Source organism: Dickeya ananatis (assembly GCF_019464615.1).
Classification (GTDB): domain Bacteria; phylum Pseudomonadota; class Gammaproteobacteria; order Enterobacterales; family Enterobacteriaceae; genus Dickeya; species Dickeya oryzae.
The window spans coordinates 1,994,229-2,014,321 of sequence record NZ_CP040816.1; the positions used below are offsets into that span (position 1 = coordinate 1,994,229).

A 20,093-nucleotide genomic window follows, 5' to 3' on the forward strand; every position below is an offset into this window, starting at 1 on the left:
GGGAAACATGGCCTATTTCATTGATCGGCGCTTGAACGGCAAGAACAAAAGCGCGGTTAACCGCCAGCGTTTTTTGCGCCGTTACAAGTCGCAAATAAAGCAGTCGATTGCCGGGGCCATCAACAAGCGTTCGGTCACCGACGTGGAAAATGGGGAGTCTATCTCGATCCCCAACGCGGATATCAGTGAACCGATGTTCCATCAGGGGCGTGGCGGGGTTCGTCACCGGGTGCACCCCGGTAACGATCACTTTGTCGAGAACGACAAGATCGAGCGCCCTCAGGGTGGCGGCGGCGGTAGCGGCTCAGGCCAGGGGGATGCCGGGCAGGACGGTGAAGGTCAGGATGATTTCGTGTTCCAGATATCCAAAGATGAATATCTTGACCTACTGTTCGAAGATCTGGCGCTACCGAACCTGAAAAAAACCGAGCATCGGCAACTGAACGAGTACAAAACCCATCGTGCAGGGTATACCGCCAATGGTGTCCCCGCCAATATCAGTGTTGTGCGCTCACTGCAAAACTCGCTGGCTCGACGCATGGCGATGACCGCCGGTAAACGGCGCGAGCTTCACCAGCGAGAGGAAGACCTGGCATTGCTGGAAAACACGGAACCGGCTCAGCTACTGGAGGAGGAGCGGCTGCGTCAGGAAATCGCCGAGTTACGCCAGCGTATTGCCAGTGTGCCGTTTATCGACACCTTCGATCTGCGTTACAAGAATTACGAACGCCGACCGGAACCGTCGAGCCAGGCGGTGATGTTCTGTCTGATGGATGTCTCTGGTTCTATGGACCAGGCCACCAAGGACATCGCCAAACGTTTTTACATCCTGTTGTATCTGTTCCTGAGTCGAACCTACAAAAATGTAGAGGTGGTGTACATCCGCCACCATACACAGGCCAAGGAAGTGGATGAGCAGGAATTCTTCTACTCTCAGGAAACCGGTGGCACGATTGTCTCCAGCGCCCTGAAATTAATGGAGGATGTCGTCAAAGAACGTTATAACCCCGCGCAGTGGAATATTTATGCCGCGCAGGCCTCCGATGGCGATAACTGGGCGGACGATTCGCCGCTCTGTCGTGAGTTACTGGCCACCCGCCTGCTGCCGGTGGTACGTTACTACAGCTATATAGAGATAACCCGCCGCTCGCACCAAACGCTGTGGCGGGAATATGAAGTGCTGCGGGAGAGTTTTGATAATTTTGCCATGCAGCATATTCGCGATCAGGACGATATTTATCCCGTCTTTCGCGAAATCTTTCACAAACAAACCGTCAACAATTAACCAGACCTACACCAGCCAGCGTGTTACACGCTGGCCGTTTTCACTTACCTTTTTCTTCCCTTACCCTTTGCTGCTGTACGGCCTGATATTTCACCAACCCAGAAAAAACTTAAATAACCGGTACCACCTTGCCGAACGATTTGTTAAATGAAGAGTCTTTAATTTTCCCCTCAGAGAACACAAACAACATTTTATGTTTTCCCATATAGGCACCGAACCCATTCTTCGCATTGATCACCACCGGGACCACCCAGCCAAATGTGACTTTATTCTTTGATGTGAATGAATCATTTTCCAAATAACCTTTGTATGGCGTCATGAACGAATAATGCGCGCTATACGGGTCTTTCAGCGCAAAGCTGCAATATCTGTAAATCTGTTTTTTGTAATCTGCCGGTAATGTTCCATAATCCGCCGTTTCAGCGGCCATCCGCATAGATGCTGACTGATTCGCACAGCCAACCAACACGACCGACAGCGCCGCCGCGGCAATGATTTTTTTCATTATGTGTAATCCCGTTGATGGTTGTTTCCCATTGCAACATCTCAGGAGTGACCTCAACGGCACCTTAACCGCTACTCGGTCTCCACATTTTATCCTTAATCTTGAGCAACCTGGCGCTTACCTTCGCATCAGTTGCATTCGCTACGCCGCTAGCTCGACTTCATCAAAGCAGGCCGTTATGATCGCGGTTTCAGTCATACTGGTTTATCTCACGCCTTAACCATAGCGAATCCAGCACCCGACAGTATGCCTGAGGTGACCTCCGGTCAGGGTGCGCTTTACATGGAATATCACGATGAAAAAAGTAGTACTGCCACTGATTATCTCGGTCCTGTCGGCGCAGGCATTAGCCGCACCGCAATTGGCAAATTTAAGTAAGCTGGAATATGGCGCAAATTGGGCATTTAACCGTGAAGAGGTTCAGTTGATCTGCCGGGCTGACCACGCGACGTACGTGATTAACCCCAGCACGCTGGTACAGTATCCGCTTAACGACATCGCTCGTGAACAAGTCAGCACAGGTAAGGTAAACGCCAGCCCGTTGGAAACCATCCTTCTGGATGACCCGAAAAATCCGGGGCAAAAAATGAGTCTGCAACCCTTTATTGACCGGGCACAACGCCTCTGCCAGTAGCACATATAGCACGACAGAAAAGCGAGTGGATCGTCAATATGCAGGTTTGCGTTGGTTGTCACAAAGTGTACAGATTGTTTCGGAATTGACCGCCAAAGCGCGTGCCAGACTGGAAAACAGAGAGGGGTCGTCTACGCTTAAAGAGCAGGTTGTGATGCAACTTGCAACAAATGCCAACTTTTAGCGCACGGCTCTCTCCCAAGAGCCATTTCCCTAGACCGGGCACAGGAATCGTGTTCGGTCTTTTTTTAACTCATTGATATGTATTGGTTTATTTTTCAATGTCCGACAATGTCCGAAATTTGTCCGAAAACCCGTACCCGGTGTAAATTGCAATTAGCTAGATAATCACTATTATCTGCCGCAGAATAGACCTTTAAATAACAAGGATGTAATAAAAAATGAGAACTATCGGCCACCATGGAAATATAATTTGTGTACTCGAAAATAACGAAATGCTAACCGAATGTCCGCATGGGGCTTATGCGGTTTTTGAGGATATTGGCATCTGGCAGTCAAAGTATTACCTGGTATCGCCATACCATTGCATACAGAACCGTGTGAAACCATGGTCGACTGCTCGATGAAATGAGCGCCATACGGTATGGGGCCGCTAAAAACCCACTGATTACTCAGTGGGCCGCTTCCCTGGCGTTTCAATTAGCGTTTTAAGCGTAATCATAATGGCACCTAAATAGATTGTTTTATAGACGTTTTTATAGATCAATTATTCAGAATTGATCGCTATAACCGATCGTAAGATGTAATTTATTGCCGATTGACGCGCTTCCCTTACTTGTTGGATGTCCAACTTTCGGGGGGGGGGGGGTATTTCATACCCATTTCCAAACAAGACGAGTATACACAGCAGAAATAAAAACTTCTCAACAACAGTATTCAGGAAAAATATGTTTAGTGATAAACTAAAAATACATAACCACAATATTACTATTAGTCTGAATTCCACACCGATACAGCTAACTGATACATGAACACATAGCTAAGTGAACCAGACACAGGCTGATTTTTCGCTATTTTTTATTATTACAATATCAAGCTATAGAGCTACTATTTTACTGCAGGCATTTAATGAATGCCTGCAGTAATAGTACTCACTCTTCCCACACGCGGAGATTACCACTACGCCATAACTACCTCATCCCAGTAAATCATATCAGGTGAAATCAGATAGCTTCTGCCCGGAAACAATCAACTCTTCCAATAACATTTTACGGCGATCTTGCGGTGTATCACGGCTAATCATAAAGCAGACAGCCGCTACCGCCTGCCCACTACGTGAGCGAATCGGTGCGGCCATGCAACAGGTAAAACTTTCCGATAACCCTTCCGTCTGGCAATACCCTTGCAGCCCAGCCCGATGAATATCATCAAGGAACGCCTGTTTATCCAGAACGGTTCCATTCGCCAGGCGATAATCCTCTTCAGGGATCAACTCAAGAATGGCACTGTCTGACCAATTGCTCAGTAGCAACCGTCCAGTCGCCGTCCACGGAATGGGAACGCGTACACCGATATCCGAGGTTATCTTGAAGGGATGCGCGTTACTTTCCGATAGCACTACGGTGTATTTATTACCTTCCAGCATGCAGAGCTGCACGGTTTCACCATGACGCGCAACGAGTTCCACCATGAGCTGGTGCGCCCGACGAATCAAATCATTGTGCGCCATGTAGTCCGCACCATAGTAGTGCATCTCACGCCCAAAGAACACGGCACCATCAGCATCCAGCTCCAGCAAACCAGCCTCACTGAGCAGGTTCACCAGTTCATAAACACTGGAACGGGGAGCTCCTGTCGCGTCAATCAAATCACGCATGGCCATGGGTTTTCTGGAAATATGCAGTTGGCGAAAAATCTCGACGACCCGGTCCACACCGCGCGCCCGTGACGTTTTCTCGTCAGACATAGGCACATTCTCCTGTTGCAATCATGCAATGATAAATACGCTGAAAAAAGAAAGCATCATACACTGCCAGCCCTCGTTAACCCATCTCGATAAAATAATTTTTTACTCTGGATACCGATAATACCCGCGCTCTATTTTAGTGCCCCATATTGGCGCAATAAATAATGACAGGGTTAAAAATATCAATACAGCCGATGTTTTTATCCCTAAAACTGATATTCGTTTCTCTTATTTTTGAGATCCCGTCGGCAGGATTAAAAATTAAATACGGATCCCTATATTGCAAAAATAAAAATCCTGTGCAAATCTTGCGCTATCCGGTATTGCAGATTTAAGTCTGGTATATTGGACAAAGATACAAACAACACAATACCTGAGTTATCACGAATAAGGAGCAGGTGGCATGACGATCAAACGCTACGGCATTGAGGGTGGGACGGGGACTGGCGGGCAAAAACTGCCATTCGCACGGGCCGTCGAAGCCGATGGATGGCTGTATATCTCCGGTCAAACACCCATGCGCAATGGCGAAGTGGTGGAAGGTGGCATCATCGAGCAAACGCAGTTAGCGTTCGATAATTGCCTGACTATCATGCGTGAAGCGGGTTACCGTGTGGAAGATGTCGTCCACGTAACAGCAGTATTAACCGATGCCCGTTACTTCAGTTCATTTAATAAAGTATTCAGTGAAATATTTAACGGCCATCCTCCTGCACGGATTTGTAGCGTGCAGGATTTGGTCGTCGACTGCAAAGTGGAAGTGGATATGAAATGCTTTCGTGCCGATCGCAAGTAATGCTGTTCGCAAGTAATTAAGTCCACGCTGAAAACAGGCTAATTATTTTCATTTTATGTGTCAAAACCAGGGTAGCCTGTTATTAATAAGCGTTTTCCACTTTTCTGCAAAATAACGGTTTTCATATCATCTCCATTCAATAAGAGAGCATAAAATGAATACAACATCGCTAAAAATAAACACCAGGCTCTTTGCCAGCGCGCTGGTGTTGTTGACCCTGGCAGGCTGCACGCCTACCGATGAGAAGAAGGCTGACAACGCTGCACCGCAGTCTGCCCTTCAAACCGTTTTGCAACGCGGGACGCTACGCGTCGGTGATTGTCTGAGCTTTGCGCCATTCGGCTTTTATGACCAGGCGGGTAATCCTGATGGGTACGATGTGGATTTGGCCAAAGCACTGGCAAAAGCGATGGGTGTCAAGCTGGAGATGGTCAACACCACCAGTGCGAACCGCATTCCTAACCTGCAGACCAATAAAGTGGATGTCGTGTTTTGTAACTTCACCCGCAACCTGGAGCGAGCCAAAGAAATCAGTTTCACCGCCCCGTATGTCGTGGCAAGCGAAGCCATGCTGGTGCGTAAGAACAGCGGTATTCAGTCCGCTCATGATATGGCTGGCAAAACCATCGCCACAGTGAAAGGGTCAACAAACGGCGACGAAGTGCGTAATCTCGGTATCGATGTCAAGATTCAGGAATACGACTCATCCCAGGCGGCCATTCTGGCGGTAAAACAAGGTCAGGCTGATGCGATGATCGAAGATAATAATTTCCTCGCCTATCAAAGCAAGCTCGACTCGACACTGACGGTCACCAATGAAGCATTGGTTCCGCTGGAATACAACGCATTCGGCGTGAAGCAAGGCGATCAGGTCTGGCTGAATTACCTGAATGAATTCCTGTTTGAGATTAATGCGTCCGGCCAAAACGCCGCGCTATATCAGAAATGGTTTGGCAGTAAACCCCGCTACCCACTGAACCCACAATATTGACCGCGCGTGGCGCAACATCCACTGTTGCGCCACTCAAAGGAGTAGACCCATGAATTATCAATGGCTAACCCTGTGGCACTACGGTGGTACGTTTCTTACGGCCACCTGGCTAACACTGCAGGTCACCCTGCTGGCTTTTGCACTGGCGGTAGCGCTTGGGCTATTAGCGGCGCTGGCAAAAGCCTCATCGCTGACGCTGGTACGCTGGCTGAGCCACTGTTATGTGGAATTCATTCGTAACACGCCAGTACTATTACAAATTTTCATTATTTTCTTCGGCCTGCCCTCACTCGGCATCACCATGAGTGCAACAACAGCAGGGATTCTGGCATTAGGCATTAATGTCGGTGCCTATTTATCAGAAACCTTTCGGGCCGGCATTCAATCGGTGCCTAAAGGCCAATTGGAAGCTGCCTGGATCTTGGGTATTTCGCGTCGACACATTTTCCTGAACGTGATTCTGCCCCAAGCCACACGCGCTGTATGGCCCGCTATTATCAACAACCTGATCCAATTGCTGTTAGGCACTTCGTTGTTATCCGCCATTGCCCTGCCGGAGCTGACGGGTACGGCAACCGTCATCAACGCCCGCACATTGCTGTATATCCAGACCTTCAGCATCGTGACGGTGATTTATTTACTGCTCAGCAATCTGTTTTCATGGCTAGGCCATCTGGCAGGACGGCGTCTGTTTACCCCGCCGCTGGTCACACCGGTAAAAAAGCCCGCCGCCGGGCTGATAAGACGATGGCTGATTAATTCGCTGCCGAAACGGGAGAATGCGCTATGAACGACATCATCATCAGTGCTCTGCCGTTGCTGTTAACCGGTCTTGGTACCACGCTGGTGCTCTCGGTGGCCGCAATTATTGGTAGTACGTTGCTTGGCCTGCTGGCAGCGGTGCTACGCACCAGCCGATTGCCTATCGCCCGACAACTCGCCCTGTTGTACATCGAGCTGTTTCGCGGTACCCCCGTACTCATTACGCTGATGTTTATCTACTTTGGTGTAGCGTATTTTGGATACGACATTAACTTGTTCGCCGCCGGGATCCTGGGGCTGAGTATTTATCAAGGTGCTTATATCGCGGGAGTGTTTCGCGCTGGCATTGAAGCGGTGCCCAAAGGGCAATGGGAAGTGTCGTGGATTTTAGGTTTATCCAAGCGCCAGACCTTTCTCAGTGTGATCCTGCCCCAGACACGTGGCATTGTGCTGCCCCCTCTAACCGGGCAATACCTGTCGCTGATTAAAGATACCTCAATAGTCAGCATGATTGGCATGTCAGAGCTGATGCATCAGGGGCAGGCGATTGTCGATCGCATCGGCCAGCCGGTCATCATTTATGGGCTGGTCGCCCTGCTCTATTTCGCTGTTTGTTTTCCGCTTTCCCGTTGGGTTCAACATCACCAGGCCAGGAGCCAGTTATCATGAGCAAATCCGCCATTACACTGAGCCGTATTTCCAAATCATTTGGCACCACCCAGGTGTTGAAAGCCATCAGTCTTGACGTCTCGCCAGGTGAAGTTTTGGTGCTGATTGGCGCGTCCGGTTCCGGCAAAAGCACCGTATTGCGCATTATGAGCGGCCTGGAAAGTGCCGACAGCGGCGAGATTTGGGTCAATGACGTGCCACTGCACGATGCCAACCGCAGCCATGAAATCTGCGGCCATGTTGGTATGGTATTCCAGCAATTTAATCTTTTCCCACACAAAACGGCGCTCGGCAACGTGACCTTAGCGCTAATAAAGGCTCAAAAACTGTCTGAAGCCGAGGCCACTAAACGCGGTATGGCGGCACTGGAACGTGTCGGGCTGGCGGAACGCGCGCACCACTATCCTGCGCAGTTATCCGGTGGGCAACAGCAGCGGGTTGCCATCGCCCGGGCATTGGCTGTTGAACCCAGAATTATGTTCTTTGATGAAGCCACTTCCGCACTCGACCCTGAGCTAGTCGGCGAAGTAATGGAAGTCATGCGCAGTCTGGCACGTGATGGCATGACGATGGTGGTGGTAACCCACGAAATGGGCTTCGCACGCAAAACGGCTGATCGTGTGGTGTTTATGGATCAAGGCATAATCGCCGAGCAAGGCTCACCCGAACAAATTTTCGTGCATCCGCAAAATCCACGGACTCAACAGTTTTTATCCCGCGTACTTGAACATTAACAGGAGGCGCCATGTCGATTCACTTTCCGCTGCAGGCAGATGGCTTACTGGATGCGCCGCACACCGCACCGCGTTTTAAATCTGTTGCCGGTAGCGGTACGGAATACTTACCTGTCGGAACACCGGTGTTGAGCAGTGAAACGGTGTTCTCTCCGTTGATGTTGATGAAGCAGTCCGCACTGGAGAACAACTTGCGCCAGTTGGCGACTTTCTGCCGCGAGCAGGGCGTTATGCTGGCAGCCCACGGTAAGACATCCATGTCTGCGACTGTTTTGCGCCGGGCGATTACCGAAGGTGGCGCGTGGGGCATTAGCGCTGCGACGCCTGCGCAAGTGCGTGCACTGCGTCACTTCGGCATTCGTAACGTTTTTCTCGCTAATCAATTGGTTGACCCTGCAGGTATCCGCTGGATAGCGCAATGGCAACAACAGCACCCCGATCATGGTTTTCTCTGCTACGTCGATTCACTGCACGGAGTAAAGCTGCTGGAACAGCACCTTGGTCATAGCCGTATCTCGGTGTTGCTGGAGATGTCAGTCAGCGGCGGTCGCACCGGTTGTCGATCACTCCAGGACGCAGTGATGATTGCCGATGCCATCGCGGCAAGCCCATCGTTGCAGTTGGTTGGTGTATCGGGGTATGAAGGGGCATTGGGTGCCGGACGGGATGCTCACGGTATCGCACGAGTGAAAGACTATTGCGACATGTTGATCGCCACCGCGACACAACTGGCGGAGAAGCACTTATTCAGCAGCGACAGTATTATTCTTAGCGCCGGTGGCGGGGCCTGGTTTGATGTGGTCACTGACTGTTTAACTAGCGCCCGCTTACCATTACCGGTTATCCCCTTGATCCGCTCCGGTGCCTACATGGCGCATGACAACGGTCTCTATGCACGTATCGCGCCATTCGCCCAGCCCGGTAGCCACTATCATTTCACTGCCGCACTGGAAATCTGGGGACGCGTGTTATCGCGTCCGGAGCCTGGACTGGCATTTCTCGATTTTGGACGGCGTGATGTGCCATTCGATCAAGATTTACCTATTCCGTTATGGATCCGCCAGGCAAACGGTAGTGCCCCCCGCACGGCGACACAATTGCGCATCACGGAAGTGAACGATCAGCACGCGTACCTTAGTCTGCCAGACGCAGAACGGTTACAACCTGGAGACTGGGTGGGATGCGGCATTTCCCATCCTTGTACGGCATTTGATAAATGGCGCTACCTGCCATTGGTGGATGATCATTATTGTGTAACCGATTCACTGGAAACCGTATTTTAAGACGCTAACCTCGGCCCCACGGATGGGTTATACCATTATGACGGTTGAAAACGACTGAACGACAAACACCACGTCGATAAGACCTTAAACACAACAGGTGTTATAGCGTATTTGATTTGACGTGGTAGGAGGAGAGTCTGGTAAGAGCATCGCAAGGGGAATGGGTAAAAAAGGAACGGGTAATAGAAATACTATTACCCGACTCATATCAGGCAGATGGGGTTACCGAGGCCGCCATTTTTTTCAAATCCTGATCAATAAAGAACAAGCCACCTTCCTGTGCATTCACCATACCCAGCTTGTCGAGAATGGACTTGAATAGTTTTTCTTCTTCGTGCTGTTCCGCCACATACCACTGCAGGAAATTAAAGGTGGAATAGTCCTGCAACGTCATAGCGGCATGAGCCAGTTCATTGATTTTTTGGGTAATCAACTGCTCGTGCTCATAGGTCAGTTTGAAGACATCCTGCAACGAATCAAACTCGATCGGCGGTGCGGCAATCGCGCCCAATTGCGGCATGCTGCCGGTGTCGTTCAGATAATCGAACAGGCGTTGCATATGATCCATCTCTTCACGGGAATGTGATTTCAGGAAAACTGACGCACCTTCAAAACCTTTATCGCCACACCAGGCGCTCATCTGCAGATATAAATTGGCGGAGTAAAATTCAAGATTAAGCTGTTCATTCAGCTTCTGAATCATTTCTTTCTTTAACATGGCCGTTCCTTATTTTACTGGCAGGTGACTGATTTTCATATTATGCCTGTAAAGGGTGGGATTTAAAACATTCCATTAACACAAAATTGAAATAAATTCCTTATAACTTCAATGTATTATCATTTAGTTATGAGAATAATTTTCATTATTCCGTATGATTAGAGAATGGCTTTGATAATTATTTTCATTGCCTGATTTCATTAAACACTCTGGTCTTATTAAAAATCTGGGGTTATTAAAAATCCGGGTTTATTAAAAATAAAGTCAGTATGCTTGTCTGCATAATATGCCCGACACAAGCATATTCCCCTTCACCTGCCGGTGCACTCATGCCGGAGACAATGTCGCCAGAACACTAACCAGCCCAACCACCAGAACAGACAACGACAGTTCTGCAATCGTCAACCGAAAAAAATAACCGTAAGCAGCATGCCCAGCAAGCTGAAAGCGCGGCACTACCCAGTAGCGATTGAACAACGCCAACAGCACCATAGCGGCGACCAGCAAAACCTTCACCGTCAGCAAAATGCTATACACCCCGAACGGTGGCAGCGGCCAGCCGAGAATCAATCGAGCATTCATCAGACCGGTCAGAATTGCCAGCGCAACGGCCAAATGACCGAAACGAGAAAAGCGCATCATCGTCAGGATGGCATCCTCGCGTGCCGACACCCGCTGCGCATCCCGCAATACTGGCAGTAAAGGCACAAGCCCGCCGCCCCAAAATGTTACCGACAGCAAGTGCACCGTCTGGCTCAGGCCATGCACTATCCCGGGCCATCCTTCCAGCATCGCTGCGTGACCTACCCACGCCATGCCACAGAGCTGGGCTACGCCAGACACCAGCATGCCCGTGAGCCACCCACCGCTGCGCCAGAACACCATCGCGCACGTGATTAACGCCAGCACCGGCTGCCAGACCCACAACATTCCGAAACGGGTACCCAGTACGGCATACCAGGTACTCACATCACCGATATTACGCCAGTCACCGCTCATTAATCCGGTCTGAGCCGCCAGAATGCCAACAGCGGTCAACATGGCTACAGCGCTGCCGATCACCATCACACCATACATCCTCGACGCCAACTGCGCCCGATAGGTACGGGGTGACAGTAACCGACAATAACAGGCTGTCCCCACCAGCAACATGAGGCTGGAAAAATGTCCGATACGCAATCCAGCGTATACCGCCTCCAGCAGCATCAGCCAATCACTGCCGTATTATTTGACGTCAAAACGATAGCTTCCCTGCGTTTTATGACCATCGACAGACAACACATGCCAGGAAACCTGATAGCTACCCCTGGTTAACGGCTTTTCAATCGGTACCACCATTACATTATGATGATCATTTTCTACCGTCACCTTGCCTATCGACACAGCCTGCCCCGCTAGCGTCAATTCCACACCACTAAACGCAGGCTCGATATCTTCTGAAAACAGCAGCGTCAGAGAAGACGGTGCTGTTTGTGCCGCAATCACCGTGTCTGCCGCCGGAGTCTGACTTTTGAGATGGGCATGCGCCAGTGCAGCCTGAGAGATAAGCAGGCTTCCCATGAACAGTACTGCCTTCATCGCCGGAAAAAATGTACGCTTCAACATGGTCTTACCCTTTCTAATAGTTTCCTGTTACGTTCAGTTAACGCAAAACCACGGCAAGGATACGAGCCACCCACTGCCTTGTCGAGGGTCTGGAGAGTAACAGAATTTGCCAATTCCGCACTTCTGCTTTACTTTTGTGGCGCAACACAGAGGAGGCAATCATGGGATACAATCTGGCCGACCTGCCCTATGAAGAAATGGAAAAGGTCAATGTGGATTTGGCGGCATCCGGCGTGGCGTTTCGCGAACGCTATAATATGCCGGTGATCATGGATGAAATCGAACAGCAACAACCCGCACATCTGCGTCTCTATTTTCGCGAAAGGGTCAGTTACTACCGGGGAATCTCCCACCAGTTCTCCACCTTACCGTATGACCCAAACAGTAAATAACGGCTCCGTTCATCAGTACACGTTCACCACGACGCTATCCAATACCAACGGATAGCGCCTGATTACCCACCCTATACCGATTTTCGCCGTCGCTTCTCTATTCGGCTCGCCCTTGTCTGCTCAATTCTTCGCTGTCGTTCTACTGGCCAAAAAAGCACTTTTTCACTTGCATCTCTTCACAAACAGGAGGTTAATAAACAGGCATACCAACCTTTTACCAAGCGAGGCACAAGATGAGTAAAGGAATGGACAGCAAGAAAAACGCCAAGAAAAAACCGCTGAAAACCGCCGCGCAAAAACGGGCGGAAAAGCGGGCTAAACGGGCGCAACCGCAGCCTGAAACCAACTGAAACTAACTACGTTGCCTAGGTTTGGCTGCTCGCCGAACGCTGCATTATTCAGGTAACATCCGCGTCAGGCAACATTCTGCGATCACCCTCTGCCTCCTGACACCCGGTGATCGCAGTTCCAGTTCTCTCCTGGCCGCTCGTTTTTCTCCGTCGCTACACCGATCTGGAGTGCTACCCCTGCAGTGACTGGCCTTCAAGCACCATTACCTTCAAGCACCAGTAACAGGAAGGTAAATTCTTGGGCAATGTCTTCAAACTGGGCCAAGCGACCAGATTTACCACCATGACCAGCCCCCATATCGGTGTGTAACAACAACAGATGCTCGTCGGTTTTCAGTTCACGCAGTTTCGCTACCCATTTGGCCGGTTCCCAATACTGAACTTGTGAGTCGTGCAGGCCAGTCGTCACCAGCAAGTGGGGATAACTCTGCGCCGAGACTCGGTCATAAGGACTATATTGCTTGATGTACTGGTAATCAGCCGCGTTATTCGGATTGCCCCATTCATCATATTCGCCAGTAGTAAGCGGAATGGACTCATCCAACATGGTCGTGAGAACATCGACAAACGGCACCTGCGCCACCACCCCATAAAACAGTGAAGGTGCCATGTTTATGACGGCCCCCATCAGTAACCCACCGGCGCTGCCCCCCATCGCGAAGGTTTTTTTCGGGTCTCCATAACCTTGAGCCAGCAACGCCTGCGTGACATCGATGAAATCGGTAAAGGTATTCATCTTGTTGAATAGCCGTCCCTGATCGTGCCATTGCTGCCCCAATTCTCCCCCGCCGCGAATATGCGCCAGCGCATACACGAAGCCGCGATCCAGCAAGCTTAAACGACTGCTACTGAACTCTGGATCCATACTGCTGCCATAAGCACCATAGCCGTAAACCAGCAATGGACTTTGCGCCAGTTGGCAGTCTTTGTGATACACCAACGATACCGGTACCGATTCACCATCACGGGCGGTTATCCAGACTCGTTCGCTGCGGTAATTGTCGGCATCAAAATTTTTTACCGCGGATTGTTTGAGTACCACCTGCACATCGGTTGCCATATCCAGTTCATAGATGGTCATCGGCGTGGTCATTGAAGAGTAACCGTACCGCAGTTGTGTGCTCTCGGGCGTTGGGTTATAACTCAGCCAGCTCACGTAGGCTGGGTCATTAAACGCAATCTGGCGAGAAGCTGCCGTCTGCCAGTGAATATAGCGAATCTGGGTCAACCCACGTTCACGTTCTTCAACTACGTACCAGCCATCAAACAGTGCAAACCCTTCCAGCACACAGTCAGTACGTGGGCTGATCAATGGCTGCCATGTGGATTCGCTGGCATCATGCGCACGATAAAAGCCGAAGGTTTTGCCGTCTTTGTTGGAACGAACGTAAAAATCATCACGAAAATGGTCAATCACATACTCGTGGTCCGCCCGTCGTGGTAAAAACACCTGCGGTTTTGCCTGTGGGTCAGTCGCATCCAGCAACAGAATTTCAGTACTGGTAGTACTATCCAGATAGAGCAAGATATAGCGCTCGGAGGTAGTTTTATCCAGGCTGAGATAAAATGTGTCATCTGTTTCTTCATACACCAGCTCATCCTGCTGCGGATCATCCCCCAGACGATGGCGATACACCTGATAAGGCAGCAACGTCTGCGGATGTTTACGCACATAATAGAGGGTGTGGGAGTCTGCCGCCCATTCACTACCGGCGGACACATTATCCAGCCGATCATCCAGCCACTCACCGGTGGTCAGATCCTGAAACGTCACCACATACTGCCGACGGGAGAGCAGATCTTCTGCCACACTCATCAGTCGATTATCCGGGCTCACCCCCAATGCGCCAAGGCTATAGAACTCGCTGCCAGCCGCCCGTTGATTGCCATCCAGCAAGACCTGCCAGGTATCGGGCCCCGTTTCCTGCTCAGCCTGACGCTGATAGATAGCGTAATCTTTGCCGGGTTCATAACGACTTTGGTAGCGGTAGCCACGTTTGACATAAGGCACCGAGACATCTTCACCGGGGATACGCGCCACCATCTCCTCGTACAACGTTCGACGCAGAGCCTCATGAGGTGCCATCACCTGTTCGCAATAGCGATTCTCTTGCTGTAACCAGGCCAGCACATCCGGATTGTTGCGTTCATCATCCCGCAGCCAATAGTAGTTATCGATACGGGTATCGCCATGCATTGTCATCTTATGCGGGCGTTTTTCGGCTTGCGGCGCGCTCATGCACATCACTCCTTTCCATTCATTTGTCAGACTCTGCCTTACCGCTGCCCCACACTGGCACGCCAGCCATGGGGCAACAGCAAATGCCCAAAGCCTGTCATGAATCAGCAGGGGAATCCAGCTCGTACCGAGATCTGCACGGATTTTCACTCGCTTTTGCGTACCAGTACGCGAGTGATGCCAAACGCAAACGTTTTCGTTTATACTGCGGCCACGTTCGGGCCATAGTCCGCCCGTTTTTACCCCCTCTTTTCACAACACCATCAGGTATCAGGTTATGTTAACAATGGGAACAGCCCTGCGTCCCGGCGCCACTCGCGTTATGCTGCTAGGTTCCGGTGAACTGGGAAAAGAAGTAGCGATTGAGTGTCAGCGTTTGGGAATCGAGGTGATTGCGGTTGATCGCTATGCTGATGCCCCGGCGATGCAAGTCGCTCACCGCAGCCATGTCATCAATATGCTGGACGGCGACGCATTAAAACAGCTGGTGTTACAGGAACGCCCGGACTATATCGTGCCGGAGATCGAAGCTATCGCTACCGATATGCTGGTCGCTCTGGAACAGCAAGGGCAGCGAGTTGTGCCTTGCGCTGAAGCCACCCGTCTGACCATGAATCGTGAAGGTATCCGTCGGTTGGCAGCGGAAACGCTGGGGTTACCCACATCCAGCTATCGCTTTGCCGCCGACGAAGCGGCATTTCGTCAGGCCGCAGAGGAGCTAGGTTTTCCCTGCATCGTCAAACCCGTCATGAGTTCCTCAGGGAAAGGCCAGAGCCTTATCCGTTCACCGGAACAATTGGATCACGCCTGGCGCTACGCTCAGGAAGGCGGCCGAGCCGGTGGTGGAAAAGTGATTGTCGAAGGTCTGGTGAAGTTCGATTTCGAAATCACATTATTGACCATCCATGCCGCCGACGGCCTGCACTTCTGTGACCCTATCGGCCACCGTCAGGAAGACGGCGATTACCGTGAATCCTGGCAGCCGCAACACATGAGCAACGTGGCGTTGGCGCGCGCTAAAGAGATTGCCGGCAACGTAGTAAAAGCGCTGGGCGGGTTCGGTTTGTTTGGCGTGGAGCTGTTTATTTGCGGCGATGACGTCATTTTCAGTGAAGTTTCGCCACGCCCGCATGATACCGGTATGGTGACGCTTATTTCACAAGATCTGTCCGAGTTCGCTTTGCATGTCCGCGCTTTTCTCGGCTTGCCGATCGGTGCCATCCGCCAGTATGGGCCATCCGCTTCGGCGGTTATCCTGCCGGAACTGACCAGCAGCGATGTGCGCTATCAAGGTCTGGAACAGGCTCTGAAACCGCATACCCAGATTCGCCTCTTCGGCAAGCCAGACATCAGCGGGCGCCGCCGTATGGGGGTCGCGCTGGCGACAGCCGACAGTACAGACACAGCGGTAGACCTGGCGAAATCCTGCGCATCCGCCGTCAGTGTAAGCGGCTGAGACCTGCAATAAGGCAAGTCTGTCAGCCCGTCGATTCAGAATGCAAAAAAAGCCCGCAATGCGGGCTTTTTGATATGAAGAAAGGGATAACGCTATCAGGCTGTTGCGCCAGCAACGGCTTCACGCGCCAGCGCGGTGATACGGTCGTAATCACCGCTTTCCAACGCGTCAGCAGGCACCAGCCAGGAGCCACCAACACACAGCACGCTTTTCAGCGCCAGATATTCACGATAATTCTTCAGTGAGATACCACCGGTTGGGCAGAAGCGAATTTTGCCAAACGGACCGGCAATCGCCTGCAATGCCTTCACACCGCCATTCGCTTCAGCCGGGAAGAATTTAAACTCACGTAATCCGTAGTCCATACCCAACATCAGCTCAGACACGGTGCTGATCCCAGGGATCAACGGAATAGTGCCTTCTGTTGCTGCTTTCAATAACGGTTCGGTCAGGCCGGGACTGATGGCAAACTGCGCACCCGCTGCGGTCACTTCCGCCAGCTGCTGTGGGTTGGTAACGGTACCTGCGCCAACGATAGCGTCCGGCACTTCCTGTGCGATCAGGCGGATAGCCTCTACCGCGCAGTCGGTACGCAACGTCAACTCCAGGACACGAATGCCACCCGCTACCAGGGCTTTCGCCATCGGTACCGCGTGTTCCAGTTTGTTAATCACAATAACAGGAACAACCGGACCGGCTGTCAGAATCTGTTCCGCACTGGTTTTCCAGTTTTTCATCGAGGGTAATCTCCAGTCATGCCCAACGGGCATTGATTAATATCTGGCGCGCCCCTGCCACAGGGATCCGCAGTTACCCACGGATGTCCGACCGCACCGTCAGCCAAAAAAATGCTAACGGCCTCACTCCGCCTTTCGGCAGTGCAAAACCGCGTTATTCCACTTCGTTCCAGGAACGCCCATCACGGGTAATCATGGCGACAGATGCCACCGGTCCCCAGGTCCCGGCCTGATAAGGCTTGGGAGAATCATTATCCATTGCCCAGGCATCCATAATGGAATCCACCCATTTCCAGGCTTCTTCCACCTCGTCACGACGCACAAACAGCGCCTGAATACCGCGCATGCTTTCCAGCAACAACCGCTCATAGGCATCCGCCAGATGCTGCTGATTAAAGGTTTCGGAGAAACTCAGGTCGAGCTTGGTGGTCTGCAACCGATGCTTGTGATCCAACCCCGGGATCTTGTTGAGGATCTGAATTTCGACCCCTTCATCCGGCTGCAGGCGAATGATCAATTTGTTCTGTGGTAACTGCTGGTAGGAGTCATGGAACAAATTGAGTGCCGGGTTTTTAAAGTAAACCACCACTTCCGAACATTTCGATGGCAACCGCTTGCCGGTGCGCAAATAGAACGGTACGCCGGACCAACGCCAGTCGTCGATATCAACACGAATCGCGACAAACGTTTCGGTATTGCTAGCCTTGTTAGCACCCTCTTCTTCCAGGTAACCAGGTACTTTTTTGCCCTGCACAAAGCCGCTGGTGTACTGACCACGCACGGTTAAGTCATGCACATTGGAGCGATCGATACGGCGTAATGAGCGCAGTACTTTCACCTTTTCATCGCGGATACGATCAGTGCTCAGGTCCGCTGGCGGCGACATGGCAATCATGGTCAGAATTTGCAGCAGATGGTTTTGGATCATGTCACGCATCTGCCCTGCCTTGTCGAAATACCCCCAGCGCCCTTCAATCCCCACTTCTTCCGCCACAGTAATCTGTACGTGATCGATAGTGCGGTTATCCCAGTTGTTGGCGAACAGGGAGTTGGCAAAACGCAGCGCCAGCAAATTCAGCACGGTTTCTTTGCCAAGGTAGTGGTCGATACGGTAGACCTGGCACTCGTTGAAGAATTCCGCCACCTGGTTATTGATAACCCGGGAGGATGCCAGATCGGTACCCAGCGGCTTTTCCATCACCACACGGGCGGGTTCTTTGTTAAGACCAGCTTTCCCCAAACCACGGCAGATGGCGCCAAATGTGCTGGGCGGCATAGCGAAATAGTTGATGGTGGTACGATTTTGCTGATCTAGCATCGTTCCCAGCCGACTGAACCCCTCGGTGTCTTCTACATCAAGGTTGCAGAAGTCGAGGCGGCTGCTCAATGTTGCCCATAACGCAGCATCAAGCGGCTCTTTGAGAAAGGTTTCCAGCGCTTCGCGCACCACGCCGACATACGTGTCGCGGTCCCACGCCGCACGCCCGACACCGATGATGCGGGTTTCTGGATGAATATGGCCTGCTTTTTCCAGTTGATACAGTGAAGGCAGCAATTTACGGCGCGCAAGATCGCCCTTCGCACCGAAAATAACCAGGTCACACGCCTGGGCTGTTGACGTTACCGCCATTTTCAATCTCCTCATTGCAGGACGCTGTAATTTTATTACATCAATAATGTACTCTTTTTGACGCAAGCCAGTAAACCCGTAAGAAAACCACATGATCGACTGATTCTGATACCATCAGGCCTCAGAAGCTGTTGTGCCGATGAAGGAAACGAGTCTGGCATCCGCCTAAAAGAGAAATTTTCCATCGTTTCTGACAGCCAGTTACCGTTCTGAAAGTTAGACACACATCATGTTCTGACAAAAAAAGCCGATGACTGGGTGTGTCCACCTCTGCCAACCGTAGCGGGCTCGTAGTATATTTCACAAAATCCGCATCGGTTTCACCTTTGGCTGAAATCCAAAATACCATAGATGGTCGTTGTCATATGAATATGCTGGAAAAAATCCAGAGTCATCTGGAGCTGTTGAGCAAGTCAGAACGAAAGGTGGCGGAGGTCATTCTTGCCTCACCACAGACAGCCATCCACTCCAGTATCGCCACTCTGGCCGGTGTGGCTGAGGTCAGCGAGCCTACCGTTAACCGCTTCTGCCGTCGTCTGGACACCAAAGGCTTTCCCGATTTTAAACTGCATCTGGCGCAAAGTCTGGCTAATGGTACGCCTTACGTGAATCGCAACGTAGAGGAAGACGACTCAGTAGAGTCTTACACCAGCAAGATTTTCGAATCCACCATGGCTGCGCTGGAACAGGTGAAATCATCTCTGGATATCCAGGCCATCAACCGCGCGGTAGATCTGCTTACCCAGGCGCGCAAAATTTCCTTCTTCGGGTTTGGTGCCTCGGCGGCGGTAGCCCACGATGCCATGAACAAGTTTTTTCGCTTCAATATTCCCGTGGTTTACTTTGACGACCTGGTTATGCAGCGCATGAGCTGCATGAACTCTGGCGAAGGCGACGTGGTGGTGCTGATTTCACACACCGGTCGCACGAAAAGCCTGGTGGAGATGGCACGGCTGGCGCGGGAAAACGACGCGACCGTGATCGCCATTACCTCGGAAGGTTCCCCGCTTTCTCGCGAGGCCTCACTGGTCTTGCAGGTTGATGTCCCGGAAGATACCGATGTTTATATGCCGATGGTGTCGCGTATCGCACAGTTGACACTGATCGATGTGCTGGCAACCGGCTTTACTCTGCGGCGCGGTGCAAAATTCCGCGATAACTTGAAGCGGGTCAAGGAAGCATTACGCGAATCGAGATTTGATAAGGAAGAACGATTCAGCAACCCGTTCAACTAATTATGCTATAACATCAACATCGGGTGGCAAGATGTGATATCGATGATAAAACCAACCTGTCTCCCAATCATAACTACAGGCGCGGCATCCGGACAGTGCAGAGAGGCAAAGACGGCGCTATACCGTGCCCTCGCCTGACGGCATT

19 protein-coding genes are annotated in these 20,093 nt (G+C 51.3%); 11 read left to right on the top strand and 8 right to left on the bottom strand.

What is annotated here, in order from left to right; genetic code table 11:
* Nucleotides 1-7: 7 nt before the first annotated feature.
* On the top strand, nt 8-1,285 hold the full coding sequence (locus FGI04_RS08685; protein ID WP_033581676.1) for a YeaH/YhbH family protein: 1,278 nt from the start codon (nt 8-10) through the stop codon (nt 1,283-1,285).
* A gap of 109 nt (nt 1,286-1,394) precedes the next feature.
* On the opposite strand, the gene FGI04_RS08690 is transcribed toward FGI04_RS08685, so the two are convergent.
* The gene (locus FGI04_RS08690) at nt 1,395-1,790 is read right to left on the bottom strand and encodes a hypothetical protein (protein ID WP_342700753.1); all 396 of its coding nucleotides are present in this window, start codon (nt 1,788-1,790) and stop codon (nt 1,395-1,397) included.
* 295 nt (nt 1,791-2,085) lie between these two features.
* Here FGI04_RS08690 and FGI04_RS08695 point away from each other — a divergent pair, with 295 nt between their 5' ends.
* Nucleotides 2,086-2,424: a YebY family protein gene (locus tag FGI04_RS08695; protein WP_407321361.1), complete on the top strand. Its 339-nt coding sequence runs from the start codon at nt 2,086-2,088 to the stop codon at nt 2,422-2,424.
* Between the two features lie 1,174 nt (nt 2,425-3,598).
* Here the strand turns inward: FGI04_RS08695 and FGI04_RS08700 are convergent.
* On the bottom strand, nt 3,599-4,351 hold the full coding sequence (locus FGI04_RS08700; protein WP_342700751.1) for an IclR family transcriptional regulator: 753 nt from the start codon (nt 4,349-4,351) through the stop codon (nt 3,599-3,601).
* 403 nt (nt 4,352-4,754) lie between these two features.
* On the opposite strand from FGI04_RS08700, the gene FGI04_RS08705 reads away from it, so the two are divergent.
* The 6 genes from FGI04_RS08705 to FGI04_RS08730 all read left to right on the top strand — a co-directional run bounded on the left by FGI04_RS08705 (nt 4,755) and on the right by FGI04_RS08730 (nt 9,586).
* Nucleotides 4,755-5,147, top strand: a complete 393-nt coding sequence (locus FGI04_RS08705; RefSeq protein ID WP_016941272.1) for a RidA family protein — start codon at nt 4,755-4,757, stop codon at nt 5,145-5,147.
* Nucleotides 5,148-5,301: 154 nt separating this feature from the next.
* Nucleotides 5,302-6,138: an ABC transporter substrate-binding protein gene (locus FGI04_RS08710; protein ID WP_016941271.1), complete on the top strand. Its 837-nt coding sequence runs from the start codon at nt 5,302-5,304 to the stop codon at nt 6,136-6,138.
* Nucleotides 6,139-6,187: 49 nt separating this feature from the next.
* Nucleotides 6,188-6,928, top strand: a complete 741-nt coding sequence (locus FGI04_RS08715; protein ID WP_407273497.1) for an amino acid ABC transporter permease — start codon at nt 6,188-6,190, stop codon at nt 6,926-6,928.
* Nucleotides 6,925-7,569 carry an amino acid ABC transporter permease gene (locus FGI04_RS08720; RefSeq protein ID WP_407336575.1) on the top strand — a complete coding sequence of 215 codons (645 nt, stop codon included), beginning with the start codon at nt 6,925-6,927 and terminating at the stop codon, nt 7,567-7,569. The genes FGI04_RS08715 and FGI04_RS08720 overlap by 4 nt, the downstream gene beginning before the upstream one ends.
* Nucleotides 7,566-8,303, top strand: a complete 738-nt coding sequence (locus FGI04_RS08725; protein WP_016941268.1) for an amino acid ABC transporter ATP-binding protein — start codon at nt 7,566-7,568, stop codon at nt 8,301-8,303. The genes FGI04_RS08720 and FGI04_RS08725 overlap by 4 nt, the downstream gene beginning before the upstream one ends.
* 11 nt (nt 8,304-8,314) lie before the next feature.
* The gene (locus FGI04_RS08730) at nt 8,315-9,586 is read left to right on the top strand and encodes an alanine racemase (protein WP_407336576.1); all 1,272 of its coding nucleotides are present in this window, start codon (nt 8,315-8,317) and stop codon (nt 9,584-9,586) included.
* 208 nt (nt 9,587-9,794) lie between these two features.
* Here the strand turns inward: FGI04_RS08730 and ftnA are convergent, their stop codons facing one another.
* The 3 genes from ftnA to copC all read right to left on the bottom strand — a co-directional run bounded on the left by ftnA (nt 9,795) and on the right by copC (nt 11,909).
* On the bottom strand, nt 9,795-10,304 hold the full coding sequence (ftnA, locus tag FGI04_RS08735; protein WP_248587645.1) for a non-heme ferritin: 510 nt from the start codon (nt 10,302-10,304) through the stop codon (nt 9,795-9,797).
* Between the two features lie 327 nt (nt 10,305-10,631).
* On the bottom strand, nt 10,632-11,510 hold the full coding sequence (gene copD / locus FGI04_RS08740) for a copper homeostasis membrane protein CopD (RefSeq protein ID WP_342700747.1): 879 nt from the start codon (nt 11,508-11,510) through the stop codon (nt 10,632-10,634).
* Between the two features lie 18 nt (nt 11,511-11,528).
* Nucleotides 11,529-11,909: a copper homeostasis periplasmic binding protein CopC gene (gene copC / locus FGI04_RS08745; protein WP_342700746.1), complete on the bottom strand. Its 381-nt coding sequence runs from the start codon at nt 11,907-11,909 to the stop codon at nt 11,529-11,531.
* 161 nt (nt 11,910-12,070) lie between these two features.
* Here copC and FGI04_RS08750 point away from each other — a divergent pair, with 161 nt between their 5' ends.
* Nucleotides 12,071-12,301, top strand: coding sequence for a DNA polymerase III subunit theta (locus FGI04_RS08750; RefSeq protein ID WP_407273501.1), 231 nt, complete (start codon nt 12,071-12,073; stop codon nt 12,299-12,301).
* A gap of 543 nt (nt 12,302-12,844) precedes the next feature.
* Here the strand turns inward: FGI04_RS08750 and FGI04_RS08755 are convergent.
* On the bottom strand, nt 12,845-14,890 hold the full coding sequence (locus FGI04_RS08755) for a S9 family peptidase (protein ID WP_407336577.1): 2,046 nt from the start codon (nt 14,888-14,890) through the stop codon (nt 12,845-12,847).
* Nucleotides 14,891-15,167: 277 nt separating this feature from the next.
* On the opposite strand from FGI04_RS08755, the gene purT reads away from it, so the two are divergent.
* Nucleotides 15,168-16,346, top strand: coding sequence for a formate-dependent phosphoribosylglycinamide formyltransferase (gene purT / locus FGI04_RS08760; RefSeq protein ID WP_342700743.1), 1,179 nt, complete (start codon nt 15,168-15,170; stop codon nt 16,344-16,346).
* Between the two features lie 95 nt (nt 16,347-16,441).
* Here the strand turns inward: purT and FGI04_RS08765 are convergent, their stop codons facing one another.
* Both FGI04_RS08765 and zwf read right to left on the bottom strand, forming a co-directional pair.
* Nucleotides 16,442-17,083, bottom strand: a complete 642-nt coding sequence (locus tag FGI04_RS08765; RefSeq protein ID WP_016941259.1) for a bifunctional 4-hydroxy-2-oxoglutarate aldolase/2-dehydro-3-deoxy-phosphogluconate aldolase — start codon at nt 17,081-17,083, stop codon at nt 16,442-16,444.
* Between the two features lie 154 nt (nt 17,084-17,237).
* On the bottom strand, nt 17,238-18,713 hold the full coding sequence (gene zwf / locus FGI04_RS08770; protein ID WP_016941258.1) for a glucose-6-phosphate dehydrogenase: 1,476 nt from the start codon (nt 18,711-18,713) through the stop codon (nt 17,238-17,240).
* Between the two features lie 365 nt (nt 18,714-19,078).
* Between zwf and FGI04_RS08775 the strand changes: the two genes are divergently transcribed.
* A complete protein-coding gene (locus tag FGI04_RS08775; protein WP_038904461.1) occupies nt 19,079-19,948 on the top strand; it encodes a MurR/RpiR family transcriptional regulator in 870 nt (289 codons plus the stop codon).
* Nucleotides 19,949-20,093 lie beyond the last annotated feature (145 nt).

Coding starts and splice junctions, on each gene's coding strand:
- FGI04_RS08685 (WP_033581676.1), top strand. CDS start 8: ATGGCCTATTTCATTGATCGGCGCTTGAACGGCAAGAACAAAAGCGCG.
- FGI04_RS08690 (WP_342700753.1), bottom strand. CDS start 1,790: ATGAAAAAAATCATTGCCGCGGCGGCGCTGTCGGTCGTGTTGGTTGGC.
- FGI04_RS08695 (WP_407321361.1), top strand. CDS start 2,086: ATGAAAAAAGTAGTACTGCCACTGATTATCTCGGTCCTGTCGGCGCAG.
- FGI04_RS08700 (WP_342700751.1), bottom strand. CDS start 4,351: ATGTCTGACGAGAAAACGTCACGGGCGCGCGGTGTGGACCGGGTCGTC.
- FGI04_RS08705 (WP_016941272.1), top strand. CDS start 4,755: ATGACGATCAAACGCTACGGCATTGAGGGTGGGACGGGGACTGGCGGG.
- FGI04_RS08710 (WP_016941271.1), top strand. CDS start 5,302: ATGAATACAACATCGCTAAAAATAAACACCAGGCTCTTTGCCAGCGCG.
- FGI04_RS08715 (WP_407273497.1), top strand. CDS start 6,188: ATGAATTATCAATGGCTAACCCTGTGGCACTACGGTGGTACGTTTCTT.
- FGI04_RS08720 (WP_407336575.1), top strand. CDS start 6,925: ATGAACGACATCATCATCAGTGCTCTGCCGTTGCTGTTAACCGGTCTT.
- FGI04_RS08725 (WP_016941268.1), top strand. CDS start 7,566: ATGAGCAAATCCGCCATTACACTGAGCCGTATTTCCAAATCATTTGGC.
- FGI04_RS08730 (WP_407336576.1), top strand. CDS start 8,315: ATGTCGATTCACTTTCCGCTGCAGGCAGATGGCTTACTGGATGCGCCG.
- ftnA (WP_248587645.1), bottom strand. CDS start 10,304: ATGTTAAAGAAAGAAATGATTCAGAAGCTGAATGAACAGCTTAATCTT.
- copD (WP_342700747.1), bottom strand. CDS start 11,510: ATGCTGCTGGAGGCGGTATACGCTGGATTGCGTATCGGACATTTTTCC.
- copC (WP_342700746.1), bottom strand. CDS start 11,909: ATGTTGAAGCGTACATTTTTTCCGGCGATGAAGGCAGTACTGTTCATG.
- FGI04_RS08750 (WP_407273501.1), top strand. CDS start 12,071: ATGGGATACAATCTGGCCGACCTGCCCTATGAAGAAATGGAAAAGGTC.
- FGI04_RS08755 (WP_407336577.1), bottom strand. CDS start 14,890: ATGAGCGCGCCGCAAGCCGAAAAACGCCCGCATAAGATGACAATGCAT.
- purT (WP_342700743.1), top strand. CDS start 15,168: ATGTTAACAATGGGAACAGCCCTGCGTCCCGGCGCCACTCGCGTTATG.
- FGI04_RS08765 (WP_016941259.1), bottom strand. CDS start 17,083: ATGAAAAACTGGAAAACCAGTGCGGAACAGATTCTGACAGCCGGTCCG.
- zwf (WP_016941258.1), bottom strand. CDS start 18,713: ATGGCGGTAACGTCAACAGCCCAGGCGTGTGACCTGGTTATTTTCGGT.
- FGI04_RS08775 (WP_038904461.1), top strand. CDS start 19,079: ATGAATATGCTGGAAAAAATCCAGAGTCATCTGGAGCTGTTGAGCAAG.